Origin of the sequence: Acidovorax sp. 94, from assembly GCF_003634645.1 — a bacterium.
In the GTDB taxonomy this organism is placed as follows: domain Bacteria; phylum Pseudomonadota; class Gammaproteobacteria; order Burkholderiales; family Burkholderiaceae_C; genus Acidovorax; species Acidovorax facilis.
The window spans coordinates 3,063,670-3,088,980 of sequence record NZ_RBJA01000001.1 but is presented as its reverse complement, the minus strand read 5'-3'; the positions used below and the strand labels follow the sequence as shown (position 1 = coordinate 3,088,980).

Annotated in this window: 22 protein-coding genes; 11 read left to right on the top strand and 11 right to left on the bottom strand. The window is 64.8% G+C overall.

The genetic code is table 11. The features are described 5' to 3' along the window. Positions 1 to 139: 139 nt before the first annotated feature. The 3 genes from boxB to C8C94_RS14160 form a co-directional block, all read right to left on the bottom strand. On the bottom strand, positions 140 to 1,567 hold the full coding sequence (boxB, locus tag C8C94_RS14170; protein WP_121421163.1) for a benzoyl-CoA 2,3-epoxidase subunit BoxB: 1,428 nt from the start codon (positions 1,565 to 1,567) through the stop codon (positions 140 to 142). 45 nt (positions 1,568 to 1,612) lie between these two features. Further along, positions 1,613 to 3,277 (bottom strand): 2,3-epoxybenzoyl-CoA dihydrolase, encoded by a 1,665-nt coding sequence (gene boxC, locus C8C94_RS14165; protein WP_121421162.1) that lies wholly within the window; start codon positions 3,275 to 3,277, stop codon positions 1,613 to 1,615. 179 nt (positions 3,278 to 3,456) lie between these two features. Continuing rightward, positions 3,457 to 4,398 carry a helix-turn-helix transcriptional regulator gene (locus C8C94_RS14160; RefSeq protein WP_121422865.1) on the bottom strand — a complete coding sequence of 314 codons (942 nt, stop codon included), beginning with the start codon at positions 4,396 to 4,398 and terminating at the stop codon, positions 3,457 to 3,459. Positions 4,399 to 4,659: 261 nt separating this feature from the next. On the opposite strand from C8C94_RS14160, the gene C8C94_RS14155 reads away from it, so the two are divergent. Genes C8C94_RS14155 through C8C94_RS14140 form a run of 4 tightly spaced genes read left to right on the top strand, consistent with a single transcriptional unit; the run spans position 4,660 to position 9,160 of the window. Continuing rightward, complete coding sequence (locus C8C94_RS14155; RefSeq protein ID WP_121421161.1) at positions 4,660 to 5,127, top strand: DUF4863 family protein; 468 nt, start codon at positions 4,660 to 4,662, stop codon at positions 5,125 to 5,127. Between the two features lie 59 nt (positions 5,128 to 5,186). Next, positions 5,187 to 6,737, top strand: a complete 1,551-nt coding sequence (locus tag C8C94_RS14150; RefSeq protein ID WP_121421160.1) for a 3,4-dehydroadipyl-CoA semialdehyde dehydrogenase — start codon at positions 5,187 to 5,189, stop codon at positions 6,735 to 6,737. Positions 6,738 to 6,785: 48 nt separating this feature from the next. Then, a complete protein-coding gene (locus C8C94_RS14145; RefSeq protein WP_121421159.1) occupies positions 6,786 to 8,336 on the top strand; it encodes a benzoate-CoA ligase family protein in 1,551 nt (516 codons plus the stop codon). Beyond that, positions 8,333 to 9,160 (top strand): alpha/beta fold hydrolase, encoded by an 828-nt coding sequence (locus C8C94_RS14140; protein ID WP_121421158.1) that lies wholly within the window; start codon positions 8,333 to 8,335, stop codon positions 9,158 to 9,160. The genes C8C94_RS14145 and C8C94_RS14140 overlap by 4 nt, the downstream gene beginning before the upstream one ends. Before the next feature lie 47 nt (positions 9,161 to 9,207). Here C8C94_RS14140 and C8C94_RS14135 read toward each other — a convergent pair whose 3' ends face one another. Then, positions 9,208 to 9,900, bottom strand: a complete 693-nt coding sequence (locus C8C94_RS14135; RefSeq protein WP_055393318.1) for a Crp/Fnr family transcriptional regulator — start codon at positions 9,898 to 9,900, stop codon at positions 9,208 to 9,210. Between the two features lie 130 nt (positions 9,901 to 10,030). On the opposite strand from C8C94_RS14135, the gene C8C94_RS14130 reads away from it, so the two are divergent. The 4 genes from C8C94_RS14130 to C8C94_RS14115 all read left to right on the top strand — a co-directional run bounded on the left by C8C94_RS14130 (position 10,031) and on the right by C8C94_RS14115 (position 15,008). Further along, positions 10,031 to 10,951, top strand: coding sequence for a 3-keto-5-aminohexanoate cleavage protein (locus C8C94_RS14130; protein ID WP_055393320.1), 921 nt, complete (start codon positions 10,031 to 10,033; stop codon positions 10,949 to 10,951). Between the two features lie 40 nt (positions 10,952 to 10,991). Then, positions 10,992 to 11,984, top strand: a complete 993-nt coding sequence (locus C8C94_RS14125) for a Bug family tripartite tricarboxylate transporter substrate binding protein (protein ID WP_121422864.1) — start codon at positions 10,992 to 10,994, stop codon at positions 11,982 to 11,984. Positions 11,985 to 11,995: 11 nt separating this feature from the next. Continuing rightward, positions 11,996 to 12,937, top strand: a complete 942-nt coding sequence (locus C8C94_RS14120; protein ID WP_121421157.1) for a 3-hydroxyacyl-CoA dehydrogenase NAD-binding domain-containing protein — start codon at positions 11,996 to 11,998, stop codon at positions 12,935 to 12,937. A gap of 271 nt (positions 12,938 to 13,208) precedes the next feature. After that, positions 13,209 to 15,008, top strand: coding sequence for a feruloyl-CoA synthase (locus C8C94_RS14115; protein ID WP_121421156.1), 1,800 nt, complete (start codon positions 13,209 to 13,211; stop codon positions 15,006 to 15,008). A 140-nt stretch (positions 15,009 to 15,148) separates the two neighbouring features. On the opposite strand, the gene C8C94_RS14110 is transcribed toward C8C94_RS14115, so the two are convergent. The 3 genes from C8C94_RS14110 to C8C94_RS25975 all read right to left on the bottom strand — a co-directional run bounded on the left by C8C94_RS14110 (position 15,149) and on the right by C8C94_RS25975 (position 16,143). Next, positions 15,149 to 15,622 (bottom strand): HU family DNA-binding protein, encoded by a 474-nt coding sequence (locus tag C8C94_RS14110; RefSeq protein WP_121421155.1) that lies wholly within the window; start codon positions 15,620 to 15,622, stop codon positions 15,149 to 15,151. A gap of 256 nt (positions 15,623 to 15,878) precedes the next feature. After that, the gene (locus C8C94_RS25730) at positions 15,879 to 16,040 is read right to left on the bottom strand and encodes a hypothetical protein (protein ID WP_176887027.1); all 162 of its coding nucleotides are present in this window, start codon (positions 16,038 to 16,040) and stop codon (positions 15,879 to 15,881) included. After that, positions 16,012 to 16,143 carry a hypothetical protein gene (locus C8C94_RS25975; protein WP_255354175.1) on the bottom strand — a complete coding sequence of 44 codons (132 nt, stop codon included), beginning with the start codon at positions 16,141 to 16,143 and terminating at the stop codon, positions 16,012 to 16,014. The genes C8C94_RS25730 and C8C94_RS25975 overlap by 29 nt, the downstream gene beginning before the upstream one ends. A gap of 181 nt (positions 16,144 to 16,324) precedes the next feature. Here C8C94_RS25975 and C8C94_RS14105 point away from each other — a divergent pair, with 181 nt between their 5' ends. Together C8C94_RS14105 and C8C94_RS14100 are read left to right on the top strand one after the other, a co-directional pair. Beyond that, a complete protein-coding gene (locus C8C94_RS14105) occupies positions 16,325 to 17,335 on the top strand; it encodes a M14 family zinc carboxypeptidase (protein WP_121421154.1) in 1,011 nt (336 codons plus the stop codon). Positions 17,336 to 17,348: 13 nt separating this feature from the next. Next, positions 17,349 to 18,113 (top strand): alpha/beta fold hydrolase, encoded by a 765-nt coding sequence (locus C8C94_RS14100; RefSeq protein ID WP_233573471.1) that lies wholly within the window; start codon positions 17,349 to 17,351, stop codon positions 18,111 to 18,113. Positions 18,114 to 18,165: 52 nt separating this feature from the next. On the opposite strand, the gene C8C94_RS25470 is transcribed toward C8C94_RS14100, so the two are convergent. The 3 genes from C8C94_RS25470 to C8C94_RS14085 all read right to left on the bottom strand — a co-directional run bounded on the left by C8C94_RS25470 (position 18,166) and on the right by C8C94_RS14085 (position 21,499). Continuing rightward, positions 18,166 to 18,807, bottom strand: coding sequence for a hypothetical protein (locus C8C94_RS25470; RefSeq protein ID WP_147433264.1), 642 nt, complete (start codon positions 18,805 to 18,807; stop codon positions 18,166 to 18,168). Positions 18,808 to 18,972: 165 nt separating this feature from the next. Then, positions 18,973 to 20,307: an SPOR domain-containing protein gene (locus C8C94_RS14090; protein WP_121421151.1), complete on the bottom strand. Its 1,335-nt coding sequence runs from the start codon at positions 20,305 to 20,307 to the stop codon at positions 18,973 to 18,975. A gap of 199 nt (positions 20,308 to 20,506) precedes the next feature. After that, positions 20,507 to 21,499, bottom strand: a complete 993-nt coding sequence (locus tag C8C94_RS14085; protein WP_121421150.1) for a YcjF family protein — start codon at positions 21,497 to 21,499, stop codon at positions 20,507 to 20,509. A 285-nt stretch (positions 21,500 to 21,784) separates the two neighbouring features. On the opposite strand from C8C94_RS14085, the gene C8C94_RS14080 reads away from it, so the two are divergent. Further along, a complete protein-coding gene (locus C8C94_RS14080; protein ID WP_121421149.1) occupies positions 21,785 to 23,308 on the top strand; it encodes an AMP-binding protein in 1,524 nt (507 codons plus the stop codon). A gap of 78 nt (positions 23,309 to 23,386) precedes the next feature. On the opposite strand, the gene C8C94_RS14075 is transcribed toward C8C94_RS14080, so the two are convergent. Next, complete coding sequence (locus C8C94_RS14075) at positions 23,387 to 25,135, bottom strand: hypothetical protein (protein ID WP_147433263.1); 1,749 nt, start codon at positions 25,133 to 25,135, stop codon at positions 23,387 to 23,389. Positions 25,136 to 25,311: the final 176 nt, after the last annotated feature.

Here is a 25,311-nt window from a genome sequence, read left to right as displayed (position 1 = left end):
TCCGGTGCCATGTCCCTGCGCCATTGCGCGCAGCGGTAACCAGTGGCGCGACCTGATGCCAGTGCCACCACGGAACCGGCTTTGCCGGGCCGCTGGAGGCGTCCCCTTCAGGGGGAAAACGCGCAGCGGCTCAGGGGGATCAACCAAACCGCACGTATTCGAAATCGACGGGCTGGCGGTTGATGCCCATGACCGGCGGCGCGATCCAGCCCGCAAACTTGCCGGGCTCCACCACGCGCCCCATCAGCGAGGCAACGAAGGCAAAGTCCTCGGGCGTGGGCAGCCACTCGGCCTTGCGGGCTGTCCATTCGGTTTCGCTCACCACGCGGCCGTCGGGTGACATCTTGATGCCAGCCAGCGCCCCGATCTGGCGGTTGAAGGCCTTGTGTGGCACGGCCAGGCGCGTGGGGATGCCGGCCTTTTCCAGCACCTTGTTCCAGCGGCCTACGCCCGCCATCGAGTCCTTGATGAAGTCGTCGCGCAGCACCTCGTTCAAGGCGTTGAGCATGGGCACTTCCTTCTCCTGCAACTGGCCGTTGACAACTTCCAGCACCTTGTAGGTCTGGCCCTTGAGGATGTGGTCGTCACTCCGCTTGCCCTCTTCGTAGCGGCCCTTGAGGCCGGAGCTATAGAACGTGGCGGCGTTGCTGGACTGGTCGGCACCGAACAGGTCGATGGTTACGCTGTAGTGGAAGTTCAGGTAACGCTGGATGGTAGGCAGGTCGATGGCACCGGCCGCGCGCACCCGGGCGGGGTCGTCGGTCTTGAGGTCGTTCATTACCTGCGCGGTGCGGCTGAGCACGCGCGAGATGCCGCTTTCGCCCACAAACATGTGGTGCGCCTCTTCGGTCAGCATGAACTTGGTGGTGCGCGCCAGCGGGTCGAAGGCACTCTCGGCCAGCGCTGCCAGCTGGAACTTGCCGTCACGGTCGGTGAAGTAGGTGAACATGAAGAACGCCAGCCAGTCGGGCGTCTTCTCGTTGAACGCGCCCAGGATGCGTGGGTTGTCCACGTCGCCCGAGGTGCGCTGCAGCAGTGCCTCGGCCTCTTCGCGGCCGTCGCGGCCAAAGTGCTTGTGCAGCAGGTAGACCATGGCCCACAGGTGGCGGCCTTCTTCCACATTGATCTGGAACAGGTTGCGCAGGTCGTACATGCTGGGCGCCGTCAGGCCCAGGTGGCGCTGCTGCTCGACCGAGGCGGGCTCGGTGTCGCCCTGCGTCACGATGATGCGGCGCAGGTTGGCGCGGTGCTCGCCGGGCACGTCCTGCCAGGCCTTTTCGCCCTTGTGGTCACCAAAGTGGATTTCGCGGTTGGTGTCACCGGGGTTCAAAAAGATGCCCCAGCGGTAGTCGCGCATCTTCACGTGGCCGAACTGCGCCCAGCCGTTGGGGTCCACGCTCACGGCGGTGCGCAGGTACACCTCGTGGTTGGTGGAGCCCTCGGGGCCCACGTCGTCCCACCAGTTGATGAAGTTGGGCTGCCAGCCTTCGAGCGCGCGCTGCAACGTGCGGTCTTCGCCGAGGTTGACGTTGTTGGGGATCTTCTCGCTGTAGTTGATGGTGCTCATGGATGTCTCCTCGTTGGATGGAAAACCGAACGGTCGGGGTTGGGGCTAGACGCGATTCAAGTCGAAACCGGCTTTCTGGCCCGTGCCATAGACCTTGAGCGCGCCTTTGTCGCCCACGGCGTTCGGGCGGTTGAAGATCCAGTTCTGCCAGGCGGTCAGGCGGCCGAAGATGCGGGTGTTCATGTTCTCCTTGCTGGCAAAGCGCAGATTGGCCTCCAGCCCGGTGAGCGAGTCGGGCGACATGGCCGCGCGTTCTTCGATGGCGATGCGGATCTCGTCGTCCCAGTCGATGTCATCTGGGGCGGCGGTGACCAGGCCGAGTGCCAGAGCGGCATCGGCGTCCAGTGGCTTGCCGGCGGCCGAGCGGGCTGCCTCCATGGGCGTGGCTTCTTCGTAAAAGCGGCGTTGCAGGCGGCTCTGGTCGTTCACCATCGGCAGCAGGCCGAAGTTGAATTCGTTGAGCGTGATCTTGGGCGCGCGCTCGGCATCGTCGGGCAGGGCGAGCATGTAGGTGCGGTCGGCCGCAAACGCCAGTTCTGCCAAGGAGCCTGCAAAGGCCGAGCCGGATTCGACCAGCGCAAACAGGCTGCGCGACGACACATCCAGCCGCGCAAAGGTGCGGCGCAGTGCGCCAATGGTTTCGCGCACGAGCCAGTGGTCCTGGTGCGCGATCAGCGTGGCATCGCTGGCCAGCACGGCGTGGGCATCACCTTCGGTCTTGAGCAGCCAGGTGCCGATATCGAGCTCGTTGGTGCGCAGGTTCAGGATGGCGTCGTCCAGCTGGCGCGCCAGGGCCAGCGGCCACCAGGCGGCGCCTGCGGCTTCGATGCCAGCGATGTCCGTCGGTTGCGCGCCGGTGGGGGCCTTCAGCGTGAGCGTGGCGGTGCGGCGGGTGCGGTCGATGTCCACGCTGACGTGTGCGTAGCGCAGGCTGTCGGCGCTTTCTTCGCGCTCCACGCGGGTCAGGGCCACGCCCTGCGCACTGGTGGGGCGGGGGCTGCCTTCGGCCAGGCGTGCGGCGGTTTCATCGACGGCGGCGGCAAATTGCGCGGGCTTGGCGATGCGGTCCACCAGGCGCCAATCCACCGCGCGCTGGCCGCGCACACCTTCCACGCTGGTGCAGAAGATGTCGGCCAGGTCGTGGCGCACATGGCGCTTGTCGGTCACGCGGGTCAGGCCGCCGGTGCCGGGCAGCACGCCCAGGAGCGGCACTTCTGGCAAAGACACGGCCGACGAGCGGTCGTCCACCAGCACGATCTCGTCGCAGGCCAGGGCCAGCTCGTAGCCACCGCCCGCGCATGCGCCATTCACGGCGGCGACGAACTTCAGGCCCGAGTGTTTGGACGAATCCTCGATGCCGTTGCGCGTCTCGTTCGTGAATTTGCAGAAGTTCACCTTCCAGGCGTGGCTGGAGACACCCAGCATGAAGATGTTGGCGCCCGAGCAAAAGATGCGGTCCTTGGCGCTGGTGACGATGACGGTGCGCACCGTAGGGTGCTCGAAGCGGATGCGGTTGAGTGCGTCGTGTAGCTCGATGTCCACACCCAGGTCATAGCTGTTGAGCTTGAGCTTGTAGCCGGGGCGGATGCCACCGTCTTCGGCGATGTCGAGCGACAGGCGCGCCACCGGGCCGTCTACGGCCAGCGCCCAGTGGCGGTATTGGGTCGGATCGGTGCGGTAGTCCACGCGGGTGGGGGCGGGTGTGGTCATGGGGTCTCCATCCATCTGCTAACAGGAATAATAGTGCATTTAATGCGTCGCTGATGTGCATCATCGTGCATATCAATAGGCAAGTCAATGCATGTCGCTGTTTTCTGAGGATTTTTCTCAAACCACGTCGCGGCAGCCCCGGAGAGCTTCGGGGCTGTTAGCTGGTGGTGGAGAGGAGGTCAGCCTGGCCGGGCGGTCATCAGCTTGCGCACTCCGGTGCGCAGTTGCTGCAGGCTTTCTTCCAGGCTGCTCCCGGAGGTGTCGATGGTGAGGTCGGCTTTGGAATAGAAGGCCGCGCGCCCTTCCAGGATGCGGCGCAGGTCGTCCATGGCCTCCTTGCTGGCGGCCATGGGGCGCATATCGCCCTGGGCCAGCACGCGGCCCATGTGTTCCTCGGGCGCGGCGCGCAGCCACACGGTGGTGCAGTGCGCGAGCAGCTCGTTGAAGGTGGCGGGGTCCGAGACGATGCCACCGGGCGTGGCGATAACCACTTCGCTGTGGATCTGCACGGTTTCTTCGAGGGCGCGGCGTTCGTAGCGGCGGTAGGCCGTGGTGCCGTACAGGTCGTGGATCTCCCGCACGCTGCAGCCCGCCAGGGTTTCGATCTCGCGGCTCAGCTCAATAAAGGGCACGTCCAGGTCGCGCGCCAGCAGGGGGCCCAGGGTGGATTTGCCCGCGCCCCGCAAGCCAATGAGTGCGATGCGCCTATGGCGTGCCGTGTCGCTGCCACCGCCGCTCAACAGTTCGTGCAGCGCCAGCCGCGCACGGCGCAGCTCGGGCTCGCTGCGGTGCTCCAGCAGCTCCCGGATCAGCAGCCATTCCGGCGAGCGTGTGGTGAAGTCGCCCACCAGCTCGGCCAGCGAGCAGTGCAGGGCGCCTGCCACTTGCTGAAGCACCAGGATGGACGCGTTGCCGGTGCCGTATTCGAGGTTGGCCAGGTGCCGCTCGGACACGTCGGCCGCCACCGCCACGGCCTTGCGCGTGAGGCCGCGCTGTGCGCGCAGGTTGCGCACGCGCTCGCCCAGCGCGACCAGCAGGGGATTCTTGGCCTCTTCCGCAGCCCCCGGCATGTTGTCGGCAGGCGTGGAGAGCGCGGTTTCTGCGTCTTCTTGTTCGGTCATGCCCATCTTTCTTGGAACAGGTTCTTACAGCCCATTGGCGGGTATTGGTGGGTATTGGCAGGTCGAGCGCGCTCAGGGGCGCCTCACCACGGCGCTTTTCCACCCCTTCGGCGAAAACAATTTATGCACTATAGTGCTTGACATTCGGCCATGCATTAACTATCGTTCATGTGCAAGCAAAATACTGCACATCTGAAAAATCCACAAGGATACAGATCAAAAAGGTGTGCGGGCCCCCATTTTCCTAGCCCCCGAGAAGCCATGCCCCACAAAGCCGCATTTCATCAAGCCATGGTGGATCTGACCGCGCAGATCGCCGGGCGACCTCTGGATTCCGAACTGCAGGACTGGCTCAACCAGACCCACGGGCCTGACAGCGCTGCCTATGCAGGGCTCAAAGCGGCCTGCCTGGTGGGCGTGAAAGAGGGGTGGCTGTGCGACCGCGAAGGTGGCGGCATCCGCTACGGCCGCGTCTTCAAGGCTGACGATGCATTGCACCGCTTTTCCGTCGATGTGGTGGACATGCAGGACATTGCGGGCCCTCACCACAGCCACCCTCTGGGGGAAATCGATTTGATCATGCCGCTCACGGCCGGTGCCACCTTCGACGGGCACCCCGCTGGGTGGTGCGTCTATCCACCGGCCAGCGCCCACCGCCCCACGGTGGCTCAAGGGCGTGCGCTGGTGCTCTATCTGCTGCCGGAAGGGCAGATCCAGTTCACACGTTAAAGCGGTCCCTTCTTTCTCGCGCTTCTCGCCATCCCGATCCCTTTTATTGAAAGACCTGCATGACTGAACTTCTGGCCAACTTTGCCGCTGGACGCTGGCAAACCGGAAACGGCCCGGGCACCGTGCTCAGCGACCCGGTGTTGGGCGACGCGCTGGTGCGCGTCGATTGCACGGGGCTGGATCTGCCGGAAGCCTTTGCCTTTGCACGGGATCGCGGCGGCGCCGCCTTGCGCGCCATGACCTACCGTGAGCGGGCCGCGCTACTGGCGGCGGTGGTGAAGGTACTGCAGGCACACCGTGAGAGTTACTACGACATTGCAACCGCCAACTCTGGCACGGTGAAGAACGATTCGGCGGTGGACATCGACGGCGGCATCTTCACCCTGGGCCAGTATGCGCGGTGGGGCGATGCGCTGGGTGATGTGCGGGTGCTGCGCGATGGCGACGCGGTCAAGCTGGGCAAGGAGCCGGTCTTTTTGTCGCAGCACCTGCAGGTGCCCACGCGGGGTTTGGCGCTGTTCATCAACGCCTTCAACTTTCCCGCCTGGGGGCTGTGGGAGAAGGCGGCGCCTGCGCTGCTGTCTGGCGTCCCGGTGATCGTCAAGCCCGCCACCGCCACGGCCTGGCTCACGCAGCGCATGGTCAAGGATGTGATCGATGCGGGTGTGCTGCCCGTGGGCGCGCTGTCGGTCATCGCGGGCAGCTCTGCGGGTTTGATGGACCAGCTGCAGCCTTTCGATGTGGTCTCCTTCACGGGCTCGGCGGAAACTGCGGCTGTCATCCGGTCGCACCCGGCCGTGGCGCACCGCTCGGTGCGGGCCAATATCGAGGCCGACAGCCTGAACTCTGCCATCCTGCTGCCCGATGCCACCGTGGGCAGCGATGCCTTCAACCTGCTGGTGCGTGAGGTGGTGCGCGAGATGACGGTCAAGTCCGGGCAGAAGTGCACGGCGATCCGCCGCGTTTTGGTGCCCGCTGCGGTATACGACGCTGCGGCCGAGGCCATCGGTGCCAAGCTCGCAGGCATCAGCGTGGGCAACCCGCGCAACGAGAGCGTGCGCATGGGTTCCCTGGTCAGCGCCGCGCAACTGCACGCGGTGCGCGAAGGTCTGGCCGCTTTGAGCGCCCACACCGACCTGCTGCACGATGGCCGAGCATGCCCGCTGGTGGATGCCGACCCTGCCGTGGCGGCCTGCATGGGGCCGGTGCTGCTGGGTGCGCGCGATGCCGATGCGGCATCTGCGGTGCATGACATGGAAGTATTCGGCCCTGTCGCCACGCTACTGCCCTACCGTGACCTGGACCATGCCCTGGCGCTGGCGCACAGGGGCCAAGGATCGCTGGTGACCTCGCTGTTTGGTGCTGACGAGGCAGCCTTGGCAGCTGCGGCCGTGCAGCTGGCCGCGAGCCACGGGCGTGTGCATGTCGTCACACCCGATGTGGCGCAGGCTCACACAGGGCACGGCAATGTGATGCCCATGTCGCAGCACGGGGGGCCGGGGCGCGCTGGTGGTGGTGCAGAGCTGGGCGGCTTGCGTGCGCTCGACTTTTACCACCAGCGCAGTGCGGTGCAAGCCAGCCCAGGTGTGTTGGCATCGCTCGGTCTATGAGGCCTGCCAAGGCCTGTGAATTGCCCAGAACAATACGGAGTCATCCCCATGAGCAGCCTGCCAGAGCGATTCAATTTCGCCGAACATCTGTTCGACCTGAACCGGGCGCATGCCGAGCGCACGGCCTACATCGACGACCGGGGCCACCTGCGCTATGGCGATCTGGAAGACCGCGCCCGGCGGCTGGCCAGCGTGCTGGCTGAGGCGGGGGTGCGGCGCGAAGAGAGGGTGCTGCTGCTGATGCACGACACCAGCGACTGGCCCGTGTGCTTTCTGGGCTGCCTGTATGCAGGGGTGGTGCCGGTGGCGGTCAACACCCTGCTGACCGCGGATGACTATGCCTACATGCTGGCGCACAGCCGGGCGCAGGCGGCGCTGGTATCGGGGGCCTTGCTGCCTGTATTGTCCAAGGCCATGGCGCGCGGTCCTCATGAAGTGGGCACGCTGCTGGTATCGCTGCCGGTGGGCAAGCTGCATGCGGGCGCCCGCGATCTGGAAGCGGCCTTGAACAGTGCGTCTCCGTTGGCCGCACCAGCGCCCACCGGCGCGGACGACCCGGGCTTCTGGCTTTATTCGTCGGGCTCTACGGGCAAGCCCAAGGGCACGGTGCACACCCACGGCAACCTGTGGTGGACGGCCGAGCTGTATGGCAAGCCGGTGCTCGGCCTCACCCAGCAGGACGTCTGTTTCTCAGCCGCAAAGCTGTACTTCGCCTACGGCCTGGGCAATGCGCTCACCTTCCCGCTGTCCGTGGGCGCCACTGTGGTGCTGATGGCCGAGCGGCCCACGCCCGATGCCACCTTCAAGCGCTGGGTGGACCACCAGCCCACGGTGTTTTTTGGCGCGCCTACAGGCTTCGCGGGCATGCTCGCATCACCCCGGTTGCCAGCGCGTGCGGCGGTGGCGTTGCGCATGTGCTCCTCGGCAGGCGAGGCGCTGCCCGCAGAGATCGCGCAGCGCTTCAAGGCGCACTTTGGCTGCGACATCATCGATGGCATTGGCTCCACCGAGATGCTGCACATCTTTTTGTCCAACCGCCCGGGCGACATCCGTTATGGCACCACCGGCAAGCCCGTGCCGGGCTACGAGGTGCAACTGCGTGGCGAGGACGGCCAGAGCGTGCCCGACGGCGAGGTGGGCGACCTCTACATCCGAGGCCCCAGCGCTGCTTTGATGTACTGGAACAACCGCGAGAAGACGCGCGACACCTTCCAGGGCGGGTGGACCAAAAGCGGCGACAAGTATGTGCGCGACGCGGACGGCTATTACACCTACGCAGGCCGCAGCGACGACATGCTCAAGGTCAGCGGCATCTACGTCTCGCCGTTCGAGGTGGAGGCCACGCTGATGCAGCACACCGCCGTGCTGGAGGCCGCCGTGATCGGCAAGCAGGACGCAGACGGCCTTACCAAGACGAAGGCGTTTGTGGTGCTCAAGGATGGCAAGGCCGCGACGCAGGACGAGCTCAAAGCCTTCGTGAAGGAGAAACTCGCGCCCTACAAGTACCCGCGTTTCATCGAGTTCGTACCGGAGTTGCCCAAGACCGCCACGGGCAAAATCCAGCGTTTTAGGCTGCGCGAGCTGGAGGCCCGGGCGTGAACGGGGGCATCCGCGGCGGTACCAGCGGGGGCAGCGAATGGGCCGCCATTGACTGGCGAGGTCGGCCAGTGCGGGTGGAATACCAGTGGATTGCGCCAGAGCGCCGGTCTGCACCTTTGGTGGTGTTCCTGCACGAGGGGCTGGGGTCGCTGGCGATGTGGAAGGACTTCCCGCAGCAGCTGTGCGAGGCGGGGGGCTTTCGGGGTCTGGTGTTCTCGCGGCCGGGGTATGGGCGTTCCACCCCACGGGCGCCCGATGAAGCCTGGGGTGTGGACTTCATGCACCGACAGGCCCGGGAGGTATTGCCTGCTTTTTTGGAGGCTGTGGGCGTTAACGAGCCGCCCTGGTTTTTTGGCCACAGTGATGGCGCATCCATTGCCTTGCTGTACGCATCGATGTTCCCGCAGAGGGTCAGCGGTCTGGTGGTGTTGGCGCCCCACCTCTTTGTGGAGGACGTGACCATCCAGAACATCGAGCAGGCGCGGGATGCCTACGAGACCACCGACCTGCCTCGCAAGCTGGGCCGTTACCACGACGACCCGGACTCCGCTTTCTGGGGCTGGAACCGCATCTGGCTCGACCCGACATTTCGCGCGTGGAACATCGAAAAAGAGCTGGGCACCGTGTGTGTGCCCGTGCTGGCTGTGCAGGGGCTCAATGACGAGTACGGCACGCTGGCCCAGATCCACGGTATTGCCGCCCGTGTGCCCGGAACGCAGCTGCTGGAACTGTCCGATTGCGCGCATTCACCCCACCGCGATCGTTCCGACGATGTGATCGCTGCGACCTTGGTGTTCGTGATGGCAGCAGGCCGAAATCCGTGAACACCCGATAGGCCTGCACCTGCGCCCATCGAACGCCGCGCCGGCCCTTATTCCACTCTGCGGCGCAGTTCTTCCAGGTTCACCACGGTGATACCGCCGTACTCGATCTGCAGCACACCCTCGGCCTCCAGGCGCTTGAGTGCAGCGTTGCAGCGCTGGCGCGAGACACCGGACAGATTGGCGATTTCCTCCTGCGATACCTGCAGGTGAGGGTCGCTGCCAGGGTGCAGCCAGGGATGGAAAAGACCTGCCAGCGCCCGCGCCACCTGGCTGTCCGTGTCCAGCAGGTGGTGGGCCGTGAAATTGCCCAGAAACCAGTGCATGCGCTCGTTGATCTGGCGCAGCAGAAAGTGGTCAAAACTGCGCTGGGTGGCGTGCAGCCATTCAAAGGTGTCCACGGGTAAAAGCGCAACCCGGCTGGGGCGCAGCGCGATGATGTCCGCCGTACGCGGCACGCCACGCAGCAGGGTTCCTTCACCAAACCAGCTGCCTGCAGAAAGACCGCCGAGGGTCACCGAGCGCCCGTTGTCCGAGGTCACCGTCCACTTGAGCAGTCCTTCAACGGCACCATACCAGTGCAGGGGGACGTCGCCGCGCCGGCACAGGGCGCTGCCCTGGGCCACTTCGACTTCACGCAGGTCGTCCAGGACGCGTCGCTGTGCGCTCTCGTCCAGCAAGGGAAACCAGGCTGAGTTTTTCAGCAGATCGGCGACCGTCGGCGGCGCCAGCTTGACCAGCATGGTGTGAGGCTCCAGAGTGAAGGAGAAAGGCGTCCTCGTATACCCTGAGTCCAAATGTCATCGCGATGACTGAGTATGCAGACGCTAAAAAAAATAATGGGTGCATTACCATTTTCCACCAGTCCATGTCATGACAAAGCGCAAAGTCATCGTCACCATCGCTCCCACCGGTGGCATGGCCCACAAGTCGCAGAACCCGCACCTGCCCACCCAGCCCGGTGAAATTGCCGACGATGTGCAGCGGTGCTGGAACGCAGGGGCCAGCGTGGTGGCCATCCATGCGCGGCGCCCGGATGACGGCGCCACTTGCAACGCAGATATCTACCGCGACATCAACACCCGCATCCGGGCCAAAGGCTGCGACATCGTCATCAACAACTCTACCGGCGGTGGTGTGCATGGCGACATGGTGCGGCCGCTGTCCGGTGACCGCTGGGAGATCGCCTGGGAAGAGCGCATCAAGGGCATGGATGCGGGGGCCGAGATGTGCACCCTGGATGCCACCACGCTCAACCTGAGCTTTGACGGCCGCGAGATCCTCATGGACACCCCGCTCAGCAAAGGGCGTGAACTGGCACTGGGCATGAAGGCACGCGGCATCAAGCCCGAGTGGGAGGTGTTCAGCCCGACACACATCCTGCAGGATGCCACCACCTTGATCGATGAGGGGCACGACGAGGGCCCGCATTTCATCAACCTCGTGATGAACGTGCACCGCAGCTTCCAGAACGCCATGCCGTATTCGCCGCGCTACCTGCAGATGATGGTGGACACACTGCCGCGCAACAGCATCTTTTGCGTGAGTGGCATCGGCCCCTCGCAGCTCGAAGCCAATGTGGCGGCGCTGCTGCTGGGTGGGCATGCCCGCGTGGGGCTGGAGGACAACCTGTATTTCCGCCAGGGCGAACTGGCCACCAATGTGCAGCTGACGGAGCGCATCGTGCGCATCATTCGGGAGCTGGACATGGAGCCCGCTTCGCCGGCAGAGGCCCGCGCCCTCATGGGTCTGCCCCGCGCAGGCGGCGTTCGCCCCGCCTTTGCGATCGATTGAGTTGTTGCGATTTCACCCACCAAGAAAGAGGAGACAGATGATGCAGACACGCCGCCAATTCATGAACCACCTGGGCTATGCAACCGCGCTGGGGACACTGACTCCCTGGAGCGCGATGGCCCAGACGCTGGAGCAGGTGAAGATTTTCTACGGCTTCCCGGCGGGCAGCGCGGGTGACAGCGTGGCGCGCAGGGTGGGTGAGAAGCTGGCGGGTTCGTCGTATACCCGCAATGTCGCCGTGGTGGAGAACAAGCCCGGTGCCGGCGGGCGCATTGCGCTGGAGGCGCTCAAGGGCGCCCCCACCGATGGCAGCGTGCTCACGCTGTCGCCGTTTTCCTGCACGTCCATCTATCCGCACATCTACAGCAAACTCAGTTACGACCCCACGAAAGACTTCGTGGCGGTGTCCATCGCCGCCGTTATGCACCATGGGCTGGCCGTGGGGCCGCTGGTGCCAGCCTCGGTGAAGAACGTGAAGGACTTCCTGGCCTGGGCCAAGGCGAACCCGGGGCAGGCCAACTACGGCTCGCCAGCGGCGGGCTCTACCCCCCATTTCATCGGTGCGCTGCTGGGGCTGAACAACGGTGTGGACCTCAAGCATGTGCCCTACCGGGGCTCCATTCCCGGTGTGACCGATGTGGTGGGTGGGCAGATTGCCTCCATGGTGACGCCCAGCGGCGACTTCATTCCCAACCACAAGGCGGGCAAGCTGCGGTTGATCGCCACCTCTGGCCAGGCGCGTTCGCCGTTTTCGCCCGAGGTGCCCACCTTTGCGGAGCAGGGCTTCCCCGAGCTGACGACCGAGGAGTGGTTTGGCTTCTACGCACCCGCCAAGACACCGGCCAGCGTGGTTGCAGCCGCCAACGCTGCCATCAACATGGCGATCAAGGAAAAGTCGGTGATCGACAGCCTGGCTGTGGTGGGCCTGATTGCCAAGGGCTCCACCGCCGCAGAGATGGCCGCATCGCAACAGGCGGAGGCAGATCGATGGGGGCCTCTGGTCAAGAAGATCGGCTTCACGGCCGAGTCCTGAAGGGCACGGACATGGATGCTTCCGTGAACCGGGTGGCGGTGGTCGCCACTGGCGTCATTGGTGCAAGCTGGGCTGCGTACTTTCTCGCCCGCGGGCTGGACGTGGATGCCCACGATCCTTCTCCGGGGGGCGAGCAGCGCCTGCACGATGCCGTGGCACAGCACTGGCCGGTGCTCCAACGGCAAGGGCTTGCGCCGGGCGTCAGCACGGCAAGGCTGCACTTTCATGCTCGGCTGGAGGACGCCGTGGGGCAGGCGGACTTCGTGCAGGAAAACGGGCCGGAGCGGCTGGACTTCAAGGTGGATCTGCTGCGCCGCATAGACGAAGCCGCCCCGTCGCATGCCATCCTGGCTTCCAGCTCTTCAGGGCTGTCTGTTACGGCCATGCAGGCCCAGTGCAAACACCCGGAGCGCGTGGTGCTGGGCCATCCGTTCAACCCCCCGCACATGATCCCGCTGGTGGAGGTGGGAGGAGGCGAAAAGACATCGGCCCAGGCGATCACTACCGCGATGGATTTCTACACCGCCATCGGTAAGCGCCCCATCCATGTTCGGCGCGAAATCAAGGGGCACATTGCCAACCGCCTGCAGGCGGCGCTGTGGCGGGAGGCGTTTCATCTGGTCCACGAGGGGGTTGCCAGTGTGAGCGACATCGACACCGCCATTGCCCATGGCCCGGGGCTGCGCTGGGCGCTGATGGGGCCTTTCATGAACTTGCACCTCTCCGGCGGCGAAGGTGGAATCGCCCATTTGCTCGCGCACCTCGGCGGCCCCATCGAAGACTGGTGGCAGGACCTGGGGGCTCCGCAGATGACGCCAGCGCTGCAAAGCCGTGTCGCTGACGGCGTTACGCAGGCGCTTGGAGGGAGAACCAGTGCGGAGCTGGTGGCTGCACGCGACGCCTTGCTGGTAGACCTTCTGCGTGCCAAGCAAGATGCCCGCGTCCTGGACTGAGAGCGGCCAACTGAACCCTGCTGGCGTTGTTGCCGCGTCTTGCCGTACTACCCGTACTGCCTGCGACGCAGCGCCCGGCCAGAACCGCTTCGCTGGGTTTTGTTCGCCGGTCTGAATCCGCTATTGCACCGTGCGGTCCTGCCGCATGGGTTTATTCGACGGGTTCAACCAAGCGCTTCCAGCAGTGGTGTTGCGCACCGCCGCGCCGCTGGTTAGCGCTGTGTTGCCCATTTTTGTTGCTGCCCCAAGAACACGAGAGACCACCCACACCATGCACCCCGAATTTCTTGGCGATGAAAATCAAATCGCACCGCCCGCCACGGTGCTGGTCCATCAGGACGACGGCTCGTTCGTATTGCGTTCCCCCGTGGCGCTGGGCGCGTATGCGCGCTGCATCGGTGAATGGGTGGAGCAGTGGGCGCGCGAGACACCCCACGCGCTGGCCTTGGCGGAGCGTGACGAGACGGCCGAGCACTGGCGCACCCTGACCTATGGCGAATTGCGCCAGGCTGTGGGCGCCGTTGCGCAGTCATTGCTGGACCTGAAGCTGCCGGCGGGCCGCCCCATCGCCATTCTTTCCGACAACGCGGTGGACCACGCGGTGCTCATGCTGGCGGCGATGCATGTGGGCATCGCGCCCTGTTCCTTGTCGAGCGCCTATGCACGATCCCGTGACCCGGGCCGCCTGCACAGCATGCTTGCGGTGCTGGAGCCTTCGCTGGTTTATGCATCGGACGCCTCGGTCTACGCGCCCGCCCTGGCGGGGTACGCGTCCGATACCGTCAAGGTCTTCAGTCGCCATGCCGAGGCCGTGCCTGGCGCCTTGCCTTTTGCTCAACTGCTGGCGGGCCTAGAAAGCCCGGCCGTGTCGCAGGCGTTTGAGGCCATCCAGCCCGACGACCCTGCCAAGTACCTGTTGACGTCGGGCTCCACGGGCCATCCCAAGGTGGTCATCAACACCCACCGCATGCTGTGCGCCAACCAGCAGATGATGGCCCAGACCTGGCGGTTCCTGGCCCACGAAAAGCCTGTGCTGGTGGACTGGCTGCCGTGGAGCCACACCTTTGGCGGCAACCACAACCTCAACATGGTGCTGTGCCATGGGGGCGCGCTCTACATCGATGAAGGGCGGCCCGTGCCAGGGCTTATCGAGAAGACGGTGCGCAACCTGCGCGATGTGAAGCCGACGATGCTCTTCAATGTTCCGCGTGGTTTCGACATGCTGTTGCCGTTTCTGGAGGCAGACGCCGCGCTGGCCGCTGAAATCCTCTCGCGCATGCGCCTGGCGTTCTATGCCGCGGCAGCGCTGGCCCCTTCCACCTGGCAGCGGCTGGAGGCCGTGGCAGCACGCGTGCGGCCCGCGTCGCCGCTGTGGCTGACCACGTCCTGGGGATCCACGGAGACATCGCCCGCAGTGACCAGCGCCCACTGGCGCATGGACGGCGCTGGCTGTATCGGTGCGCCGTTGCCCGGGCTTGAACTCAAGCTGGTGCCCAACGGCAGCAAGCTCGAAATGCGGGTCAAGGGTGTATCGGTGTTTCCGGGCTACCGCAATGCACCCTCCGAGACGGCCGCCGCGTTTGACAGCGATGGCTTCTACCGCATCGGTGACGCGGGATACCTGGTGGACCCTGTGCGGCCGGAGTGTGGCGTGGTCTTCAACGGCCGGGTGGCTGAGGATTTCAAGCTCTCCAGCGGGAGCTGGGTGTCGGTGGGCACGCTGCGGGTGGAGCTGGTGTCCGAGTTGGCACCCCTGGTGCAGGACATCGTGCTTACGGGCCACAACCGGGACGAAGTGGGCATGCTGGTGTTTCCCTCTGTCGCCGGTGCAGCGGACCGCGCGCGGCTGGACGACGCCCTGCGTGGTGTCATGCAGGCCCGCCGCACTGCTGGCGCGGGTTCATCGCAGTGCCCTGCGCGTGCACTGGTGATGGCGACGCCGCCCGACCCCGATGCTGGAGAAATCACCGACAAGGGCTACATCAACCAGGGCGCGGTGCTGGCGCGGCGGGCTGCGCAGGTCGAGCTGCTGCATGCCAGCCCTGCTGCCCCCAACGTGATCTCAATCTGACGGGGTACCGTGGCAGCGCCTTCTGCGGCTTTTCGAATCCACCCGTAAAAAAGGACCCGCTGCCTTGGGCAACGGGTCCTTTTCTTGCTGAGAAGGAATGATGGGGCATCACCCCGTCACGCCCTTCGCAACGGCTGAGATCAGACCGTGGCGTCCTTGAGCTTCTTCAGCGCGCGGGTCTTGATCTTCACGGCTGCAGGCTTGGCGGGGAACCAGCGCTCTTCACCGGTGAAGGGGTCTTTGCCGAAGCGCTTCTTCTTGGCGGGGATTTGCTGCAGGCCGATTTTCATGAGGCCGGGCAGCGTGAATTCGCCAGAGCCCTTCTTGTGCACCGAACCCAGGATGGTGGCTTCGAGTGCGGCCAGCACGGCCTTGGTGGCCTTGGGTTCCACACCAGCCTGCTCGGCCAGGTGGGCGATCAGCGTGGTCTTGTTGAAGGCGGTCTTGATCGGCTTGATGCCTGCAGCAACAGGCTTGGCCACTGGTGCGGCGGCCTTCTTCGCTGCGGGGGCTGCAGCCTTCTTGGCGGCAGGTGCCGCCTTCTTTGCAGCAGCAGGTGCTGCCGCCTTGACGGCCTTCTTCGCGGGCGCTGGAGTCTTTTTTGCAGTTGCCATGATGGTGATTCTTCTTTGTTCAGAGTTGCAATATGCCTCCCCCCAATGAAGGGAAGGTGCGCAATTTTAGGTGCGACTGCGGCATACCGTGCAAAAACGAAGACCCGCCAGCATTAGAGGCTTCTGAGAAGGGCTGTAGAGAGACGCTGGGAATGAGGGGCCGTGCGCAGTTGGCGTCTGCTGAAGGCCGTGTGTGCTGCGTGCGATCACGCGCTCGCATACATGCATGCACGCATGTGTCCGTCTTGCTGCTGCGTCAGCGGTGCGCAGGGGTCTCGTGGCGTTGGCGCCACTGGTGGTAGCGCTGGCGCTGCAGCGCCAGCAACTCCACCAGACCCCAGGCCAGCGCACAACCGAGGGTGCCGCACAGCAGGGCGATGCGGTGCACCTCAGTCCTGCGCTGCGGCTGCGTCTTCATAGTGGGTCCATCCGTCGGGGCTGGGCAAATCGAAGCTGGGCCAGCCCGGGGCATCGAAGAGTTCATCCAGCAGCCGCTGCAGTCCGAGCAATCTCCAGAGCATGATCATGTGCCTCTTCGAAGGGTTGTGTCTGCGGGCAAGTTAACGCGCTTGTGTGACAGTTCCGAGTCGTTTCGCCGAATTCACACAGATGCGTCATGGCGCTGTTGGCGCGTGCGGGCCGGGGCTATGCTTGCTGCCTATCGCCTTGCTGCACGGTCCCACGCCTCCATCGCCATCCACCATGAACACGCTGCCCGAGTTGCTGGCGCTCGAAAAAATCATCGAGCTGGGGGCACCCCATCTGCAGGTGCAGGTGGTTCGGCAGGTGCAGCTGGCGTCGGGCCACAGCTTTCCGATCCATGCCATCGGCGTGGGCAACCCGTCGCTGGACGTGCCTGCCATCGGCTTTTTCGGAGGCGTGCATGGGCTGGAGCGCATCGGCGCCGAGGTGGTCATCGCCTACTTGCAGAACGTGGTCATGCGGCTGCAGTGGGACACCACGCTGCACCGCCAGCTGGAGCAGATGCGCCTGGTTTTCATGCCGGTGGTCAACCCGGGTGGCATGTGGGCCGCCACACGCGCCAATCCGCGCGGGGTGGACCTCATGCGCAATGCACCGGTCGATGCCACGGACCGCGTGCCGCCCTGGATCGGCGGGCAACGCATCAGTGCGGGGCTGCCTTGGTACCGGGGGCGCGCGGGCGATGCCATGGAGGCCGAAAGCCAGGCGCTGTGCGAGGTGGTGGCCCAGGAGTTGCTGGCGCGGCCGTTCAGCATGGCCATCGACTGCCATTCGGGGTTTGGCGTGCGTGACCGCCTGTGGTTTCCGTTTGCCCACACGCGCAAGCCCATTGCGCACCTGGCCGAGTTGCATGCGCTGCAGGAGATCTTTCTGCAGGCCCACAGCCACCACCAGTACGTCATCGAGCCGCAAAGCGCCCAGTACCTGGCGCACGGCGACCTGTGGGACCACCTGTACCTGCAGGCCTGCCGCGAGGCGCCCACACACACCTTCCTGCCGCTCACGCTGGAGATGGGGTCGTGGCTGTGGATCAAGAAGAACCCGCGCCAGCTGTTTTCGCGCAACGGCATCTTCAACCCGCTCATCAACCACCGCCAGCAGCGGGTGCTGCGGCGCCATCTGTCACTGCTCGATTTTCTGGCCCGCGCGGCCTGTAGCCACGAGCGCTGGGTGCCAGCTCCCGAAGCGCGGGCGCAGCGCAGGGCGGATGCCCTGGCCGCGTGGTACTGAAGAGGTGTTCCCCATGCACCATCCATGGATTCTGCTCAGAGGCCTCACGCGCGAGGCCGCGCACTGGGGCGCGTTTGTCGAAGCGTTCGAGCACGCCCTGCCGGGTGCCCGCGTTGTGGTGCAAGACTTGCCTGGCAATGGCCTGCTGCACCGGGCCGTGTCGCCCGCCACGGTGCGGGGCATGGTGGACGCCTGCCGTGCCCAGATGGCCGCGCAAGGTGTGCGGCCACCTTTTCGGGTGCTGGCCATGTCGCTGGGCGCCATGGTGGCGACCGAGTGGGCGCGGGTGGCGCCTGAGGAGCTGGTGGGCTGTGTGTTGATCAACACCAGCCTGCGGCCTTTTAGCCCCTTCTACCAACGGCTGCGGCCACGCAATTACGCCGCATTGCTGCGCCTCGCTTTCGGAGGGAGTCCGTCGGAACAGGTGGAGCAGGAGGTCTTGCGCCTGACCAGCAACCGCGCGCTGCACCGACAGCAGGTGGTGCCAGGCTGGGTTGCGATACGCAGGCAGCGCCCGGTGTCGGCTGCCAACACATTGCGCCAGTTAGCGGCTGCGGCCCGCTACCGCGCTCCAAAGAAGCCCCCCTTGGCCAACATGCTGCTGCTGGCAAGCCGCGAGGATGGGTTGGTGCATGGCCGGTGCTCGCAAGCCATCGCCAATGCCTGGCATGTGTCCGTGGCGGTCCATCCTTGGGCCGGGCATGATCTGCCGCTGGACGACCCTGGCTGGGTGATTGAAAAGATCCTGGGCTGGGTGGCAGCAGACTCCAGGAGTTGATGAAGGCAGGGCCGCGCGCCCCTATGCACCCGAGAGGGGGCCGCTCAGTCCATCAAGCCTGGCGAGAACTGCGAAGTCTCCAGCCCGCAACGCCGACCAATGCTGCAAGAACCACCATCGCCCATGGGTTGTTGACGGGAATGGACGACGCGGCACCGCCTGTTCCGTCCAGGGAATACGTAACCGGGCCGCAGTTCACCCCGGGGGCATTGGCCACGCCAGAAAGAACCATGGTCATGGCGGTGTTCGCCGGGACCGAGAAGGTTTGGTCAAAGGCCTGCGAAGAGCCGAAGGACCACTGATACCCGCTACAGATGCTGGATGGATTGAAGGCGCCGACGTGGAACGTTACAAAAACGCCTGTGCCGCAGGTTTGCGGATCGACGATGGCCCGCAATGAACCGCTGCCATTGGTCTGGAAGGGAACCGTCGTGTATTGAAAGTTACCTGAACTGAACGTTGAGCAGGCATCACCCGGCGTACCTGAGCGGAAAAAACGGGGTGACATGGTGGATTCTCCGCCTGTCAGGGACAGGGAGCCCGCGCTGATGGCCGCTGCGACCATAGGGCTCGGCATGGACACGCTTCCGCCGGATGCGATACCCCCCACATCGTCGACCTGTGCGCCAGCCACCATGATCGGTGCCAAAACCCCTACTGCCAACACTTTGGAAAGCGACTTCGCGAAAGACATGCGTGACCCCTGATTTGGAATGTGAAGATAACCTGTTGTTACATATGTTATGTGTTTCCTATCGAATGGAACAGCTAATTTTTACCAATCAGGCGCTGCGCGACGAGGGATGCAGGCACCGCGCAGCCGCCACCTCCAAAGAGCTCAAGATACGAGGTACCCATCTCATTGCTTGAAAACCACAGCTTCCAGCGCCATCGCCCGGATCGACGCGGCCGCGGCCTCTGCCTTCGCCCGGCTTTCATAGGGCCCCACGCGCACGCGGATGCGGCGGCCCTTGGCGTTGTTCAGCTCTTGGCGAAAGGCGGGTAGCCCTTCGTTGAGCAGGCGGGCCTGGGCCTTGCGGGCGTTGGCTTCGTCGGCAAACAGCCCCACGTTGATGTAGTAGCCCGCCGCCGTGCCCACGGTGGGGAGAGGGGCTGAGGATGCTGGCGCAGCGGCCGAAGCGGAGGCTTTGGGCGTTTTGGCCTTGGCTGCCGAGGCCGCGCGGCTGGCGGGCTCGGCGGGGGGCGTTGTCTTTGCAGAGGGCTTGGGGGCAGCCGTGGCGGGCGCTGAAGAGGGCGTTTTGGACACCGTGGAGGCTGCAGAGGCCGCAGCCGGAGCGGGGCGGTTGGCCTCCGAGGATCGCGCTGGCGTGCTGGCTGGTGCTGCGGCCTTTGGCGCTGGGTTTGCCGTGGCCGCAGGCTTGACGGTGGGCGGGGCCGCTGCCGGTTTCGCTGGGTCAGGAGCCGAGGCGGTGGTGGCGGGAAGGGCGGGGGTAGGGGGCTCTTGCGCAGGAACCGGAACAGGTACGGGTGCCGGTGCTGGTGCTGGTGAAGGCGCCGCCGTAATGGCAGCGGCTGGTGCAGAAGCCGCTGCGCTGGGCCGGGACGCCGCCGCCGTGGCTTGCGCCACCGTTACGGCGGGCTCCAGGGCCAGCGGCTTGGTGTCTGAAGGGGCCCATACCAGATATGCCAGCGCGGCTGCGGCCACCAGCACCAGGTTGGCCAGCACCAGTGCCTGCAGCCGCTTGCGTGAGCTGGCCTGCCTCTCCAGCAGCACACAGGCCTCGGGCAGCGTGCGTGAGGCCGCCAGCGCGCGGGCCACCCGTTTGCGGATGTCGGCATACAGGATGGCGTTGCCATACAGGCCCGGCACCGCAAAGGCCAGCATTGCAAAGGCCCCCAGCACGCCCAGTTCCACGCCCGGCGGCCATTGCAAGAATGTCCGGCCGATGCCATACACGATGAGCGCCAGCCCTTCGGCCGCCGCCAGGTAGACCAGCGCTGGCGTCCACAGCTGCCGGAACAGCATCCAGTTGAGGGTGGCAAGGCAGGCCGCCCAGTTCCAGGTGGTGGTGGTGCGGCCCGTGTTGTCAAAGCGCTCGAAAACGGCCATGTAGTAGGCCGTGTTCACGGGTCCCAGTGCCAGCCGGGACAGCGCCGTCATGGCGTTGTCGGACGGTGAGTCAAGCGACATGGCCGGGATGATGGAGGCGACAGGGTCCGTGTGGTCGAGCATGGGCCGATTCTGTCATGGGCCGATGTTTGCGCCACCTGGTTTGCGCGCGGGTCAGCGCGGGCGCAACGCTCTGGCCTGATTGCGTTTGGCCCACGCGGGCCTCGCCACTGGATTTTGATTAAAAATGGCCTCTGGCGCTTGTCTATTAAGCGCTGGTAGCTATTAATAATATAGCGTTTTCCGCAGTGGCTGTGGCGTGTCAGGCACCGCGCACCATCGCCATGATCTTCCCCGCGTCCAGCGTGGCGGCCTTTTGCTGGATCTGCGGCAGGTACTGCGACTGCATCTGCTTGGCGGGGCCCAGCAGGTTCTGGAAGGTATCGCGCAGCATGGCCGTGCTCATGACCCGGCCCCCGGCGTAGTAGCGCTTGGCCACCTGCCCCAGCGCGTAGGTGGTGGCAAACGAAAACGCCATGCCGGTGGCGGCGCTGCCCAGCCCGCCGATGGTCCGGCCCGCCGCTTTGCCCAGCAAGCCGCCGAGCAGCTTGCGGCCAAACTGTTCCAGGTACTGGGACGTCATGCCCACGCCCGCAGCGGCGATGAACTCCTTGATGTGGCCCTGGTCCAGCTCTACGCCATGGGCCTTGCCAATGCCGTACACCATCTTCACCTGCATCGGGATGATGGCCATTGACGCCCAGGACTGCGGCAGCAGCTCCAGCGCACCGTTGAGCAGTGCATAGTTGAGGATGGATTTGTCCAGCTCGGCATCCGAAGCACTGCTGGGGGCTGCGGCGGCTGTTGCCGTTGCGGCTGCCCCTGGGAACGCGATAGGCGCGGACACAGGCATGGATAAAGGCACGGCCTTTTCCGCCACATCCACGATCGCATCGGCTTCCCGGTCAAACGCGTCGGTCTGCGGTGCGCCCAGCTGCAGCGCCGTCTTCAAGCCGTTCAGAAACTCGCGTTCTGCCGCCGTCTGGCGGCCATCCACATCACACACACACACCGCCATCTCGTAGGCCAGCTGGCGGTGCATGGGGTCGCTCAGGGCCTGCACCGCCGCCTGCACGCTGGTGCGCCGGAGCAGCACGTCCTGGTAGATGCGTGGAAGGTCCGCCATGCCTGCGTCGCCCGCGAGCGACTGGGCAATGCGGCGGATCTCTTCGCGCTCGGCGTCGTCCTTGTTGCCGTCCGCAAACGCGGCCAGGAGGGCGATGGTGAGAATGGATTTTTGCTGGTCCAGGTTCATGGGGTGTTGCCTGCAAGGCGTTGGGTAAAAACGGTGGGGCGCTTGCCTGGGTGGGCTGGCCGCGCGCATGGGATCAGATGCAGTCTAGGCAACGGGGTTTCAACGCCACAGCCTGTGGGGATTTGGGCGCGCGTGGTAACCGGGTGTTTCGGGGCCGGGCCGGGTTATCCCTTGGGTATTTTGGCGACTGTGCGCCAGCGCCCGGCGTGCCTACAGTGCCAACAGGTCTCCACGGCTGTTGAGGCGGCCGACCCTGAAAAATCCCCTTGTTGTGGAGTGCACACTATGAACATCGCCCACCTGCTGCGCCGCAGTGCTTTGCTGCAAGCCCACCAGCCCGCTGTACTCCAGGGGAGTGACGTGCTGTGGTCCTACGGCGACCTGGGCGCACGCGCCGCCGCCTTGGCCGCCTATCTGCACACGCAATGCGGCGTGGCCCCCGGTGACCGAGTGGCCATCTACGCCGCCAATGCGCCCGAGTACCTGGAGGCCCTGCACGCCATCGTGTGGGCCGGGGCCGTGTCGGTGCCGGTCAACTACAAGCTGCATGCCAAAGAACTGGCCTACGTGCTGGCCGACTCCGGCGCGCGTGTGGTGCTGGCATCGCAGGCGTTGGCCCCAGCCGCGCGCGAGGCAGGGGCGGCGGATGCTGGTCTGCTGGTGTTTGGCTCCGAAGCGTACCGCGCCGCTGTCACGCACGCGCCCATGGACGTTTGTGATCGCGCACCCGAGGATGTCGCCTCACTGTTCTACACCTCCGGCACCACTGGCCGCCCGAAGGGGGTGATGCAGACCCACCGCAACCTGCTGGCCATGACGGCCTGCTACTTCACCGACGTGGACGATGTGCTGCCCGGCGACGCCATGGTCTACGCCGCGCCCATGTCGCACGGAGCGGGCCTCTACAACTACGCCCAGGTGTTGCGCGGCGGGCGGCATGTGGTGCCGCTGTCGGGTGGCTTTGAGTCTGCGGAGCTGGTGCAGCTTGCGGCCAGCGTGGGCCAGCTCACGTTGTTTGCTGCGCCCACCATGGTGCACCGCCTGGTGGACCATGTGCGCGCCACGGGTGCCGACGTGAGCGGCTTCAAGACCATCGTCTACGGTGGCGGTCCCATGTATGCCGACGACCTGCGCAACGCGCTGGCCGTGATCGGCAACCGCTTCGTGCAGATCTACGGCCAGGGCGAAAGCCCCATGACGATCACCGCCCTGTCGCGCGCCCAGCTGGCCGACCGCAACCAGCCGCGCTGGGCCGAGCGCATGGTATCGGTCGGCGTGGCGCAGTCGCTGGTGGAGGTGCGTGTGGTCGATGCTGCAGGCCAGCCGATGCCCGCAGGCGAGACCGGGGAGGTGGTGGTGCGCGGCGACACCGTCATGCCCGGCTACTGGAACAACCCCGAAGCCACGGCGCAGACGCTGCGCGATGGCTGGCTCTACACCGGCGACATGGGCGCGCTGGATGCCGATGGTTTCCTCACCCTCAAGGACCGCTCCAAGGACGTGATCATCTCTGGCGGCTCCAACATCTACCCGCGCGAGGTGGAGGAGGTGCTTCTGCTGCACCCCCAGGTGCGCGAGGTGGCCGTGGTGGGGCAGCTCGATGCGGAATGGGGCGAGGTGCCTGTGGCCTTTGTGGTGGCGGAGGAGGGCGTGAGCCCGGATGCACTGGACGCGCTGTGCCTGGCCCATATAGCCCGTTTCAAGCGCCCTCGGCTGTACCGCTTTGTGCAGGCTTTGCCCAAGAACAGCTATGGCAAAGTGCCAAAGACAGAACTTCGAAAGATGCTCTCGGCGGATCGAACGGGTTAGCGCGGGTGTTCGGCGTCTTTGTCAGTTTGCGCAGCAGAGAACGCACGGGCGCTGCGTCAACGAAATTTTTCAGAGGTGCTAATCCGTGGCCAAGCTTCCCAGCACCATTCCGCCCCATTCCTGCAGCTGCTTTTGTTTCTCGTCATCCGTCAACTGGTTCGCATCCTGCTGCCGTTTCAATTGCTTCAGCAAGGGCAGCAAATCTGTCTGCTTTGACTGCACATGAGCTGGCTCTGCCGTGTTCTCGGTGATCTTGTTGTTTTCCACCTTGAGGACATGCAGCGATTGCGAGGCGGCCTGCGTGATCAGTGCGCGCACAGGCTCATCCTTCTCGTAGCCTAGCTCTACCTGCGTGCTGCTGCTGTCTTCCACCTTTTCGTAGGAATAGTTCTGGGTTGCAGAGTCTGATGTCAACTTTGGTGCTGCTCTTGAGTGCAGCGATTGGTGATAGGCAGCAGAAAGCTTGGCGGACTGGGTCTGGGTGAAGCCGCGGTTGCTGGGGGATGAGCCGGAGATCTGAGTGGACTGTTTGAGTGTGTATTCGAAGGTGTCAACCTCTTTGGTGCGGCGCGGATTGGACGCACGGCGGGTTGCGGTAATCGATGCATCAAAGTCCGCCAGGCCGGTGAGCAGGCTCTTGTCGCCTTCACTGAAGGCGTTGGCGTCGCGCGTCAGATCGACCGGGTCGCCAATGCTGATACTGGCGCTGCCTGACCTCCCAGGGGAGTTTGCCGATTCATAGCCGCCGTTCAGGGCGGCGAAGCTGGACTTGAACAGGTCAACCAAGCCGCTGTCTGCATGCCCGCGCTCTGCTGCCTTGTCGATGCGGCTGAGGTACTGTCGCACGGCGTAGGCCTTCTGGTCTGCGGTGCCCCATAGCGCGGGCTGCCGCAAATCGGTTTTCATTCTTACGGTGCCTTCAGGGCTCTTGAGTTCAATCTCGCGGGTTTTGGCGTCTGCGCTGATGTTGGCACCGAGCTTCAGGATGCGGACGCCATCCTGGTCCACCCCATAGATATCCACCTTGAATTCCAGCTTGGTGAAGAGCTTGCTATCGAACTTCAGCAGACCGTCCAGCCGCAGCACAGGGGATTCAGCCGTCAAGCCCTCGATAGCAAGATCGAAACCTTCTGCCAGAGATTGGAGTGCGTCCTTTTCCTGCTGCGTAAGGTTGCCATCCACCTCGATCTGCACAGCGATGCCAGAGCCTGTGGCGCGTTGCTCCCGCTGGTCGGCTATGGAGATCCGCACCGTGGCGCCAGATTGAGTGGTGATGGCAAATGTCGCACTGGCGCTGGGGCTGGATTGAATGCCCCACATAGCGCCAGTAGCCTTGCCTTGAATTTTGTCGGGCGAACTCACTGCACCCAGGTTCACCACCGTCTGACGGTAGCTCGAGCCGGTGCGGGCGGCCTGCTCTATCAGGGCGGACCCCAAACCGGCAAACCGCGCCTTTTCCGTCGTGGCGCTCGCGTTTCGGCCGATGATCTGATCCACAGCGGTCGTCGGTGTCTGCTCCCATACCTGCATTTGTCGGCTGCTGGTCTGCGATGGGGCGATTGCTTCGTAGGTGATGTCGATCGACTCCATCACCGAGGGCCACTGGGTAACGTGCAGAAACCGGGTGTCACCCATCGTCGAAGGCACGGCTTCCGGGATGGCAGATGGAGTGAAGTTTGTGACGCTGTTGCGGGTCACGTCCGGCGATACGGCGCTCGCTAGCGGCACGCGTGAAGAGACCTGCGCAGAGGCCGTCACCGATGCTTGGGTGGAATTTCCTGACGGGCTCCAGCTTGTGGAAAGAGGGGAGAGGCTGATCGCACTCATTCAGGATATTTCATAGCTGTCTGACGGATATCGGCAGAAACGAGGAGGACTGAAGCCTGGCGTTCTGCGCTAGCGTGCAACGCCACACTAGAGAACACTGGGGCAGGAAGCGGGCGCTTCAGGGGCACAAAAGCGCCCTCCTGCGAAGGCCATTGCATTGGTCTACCATCCAGCTC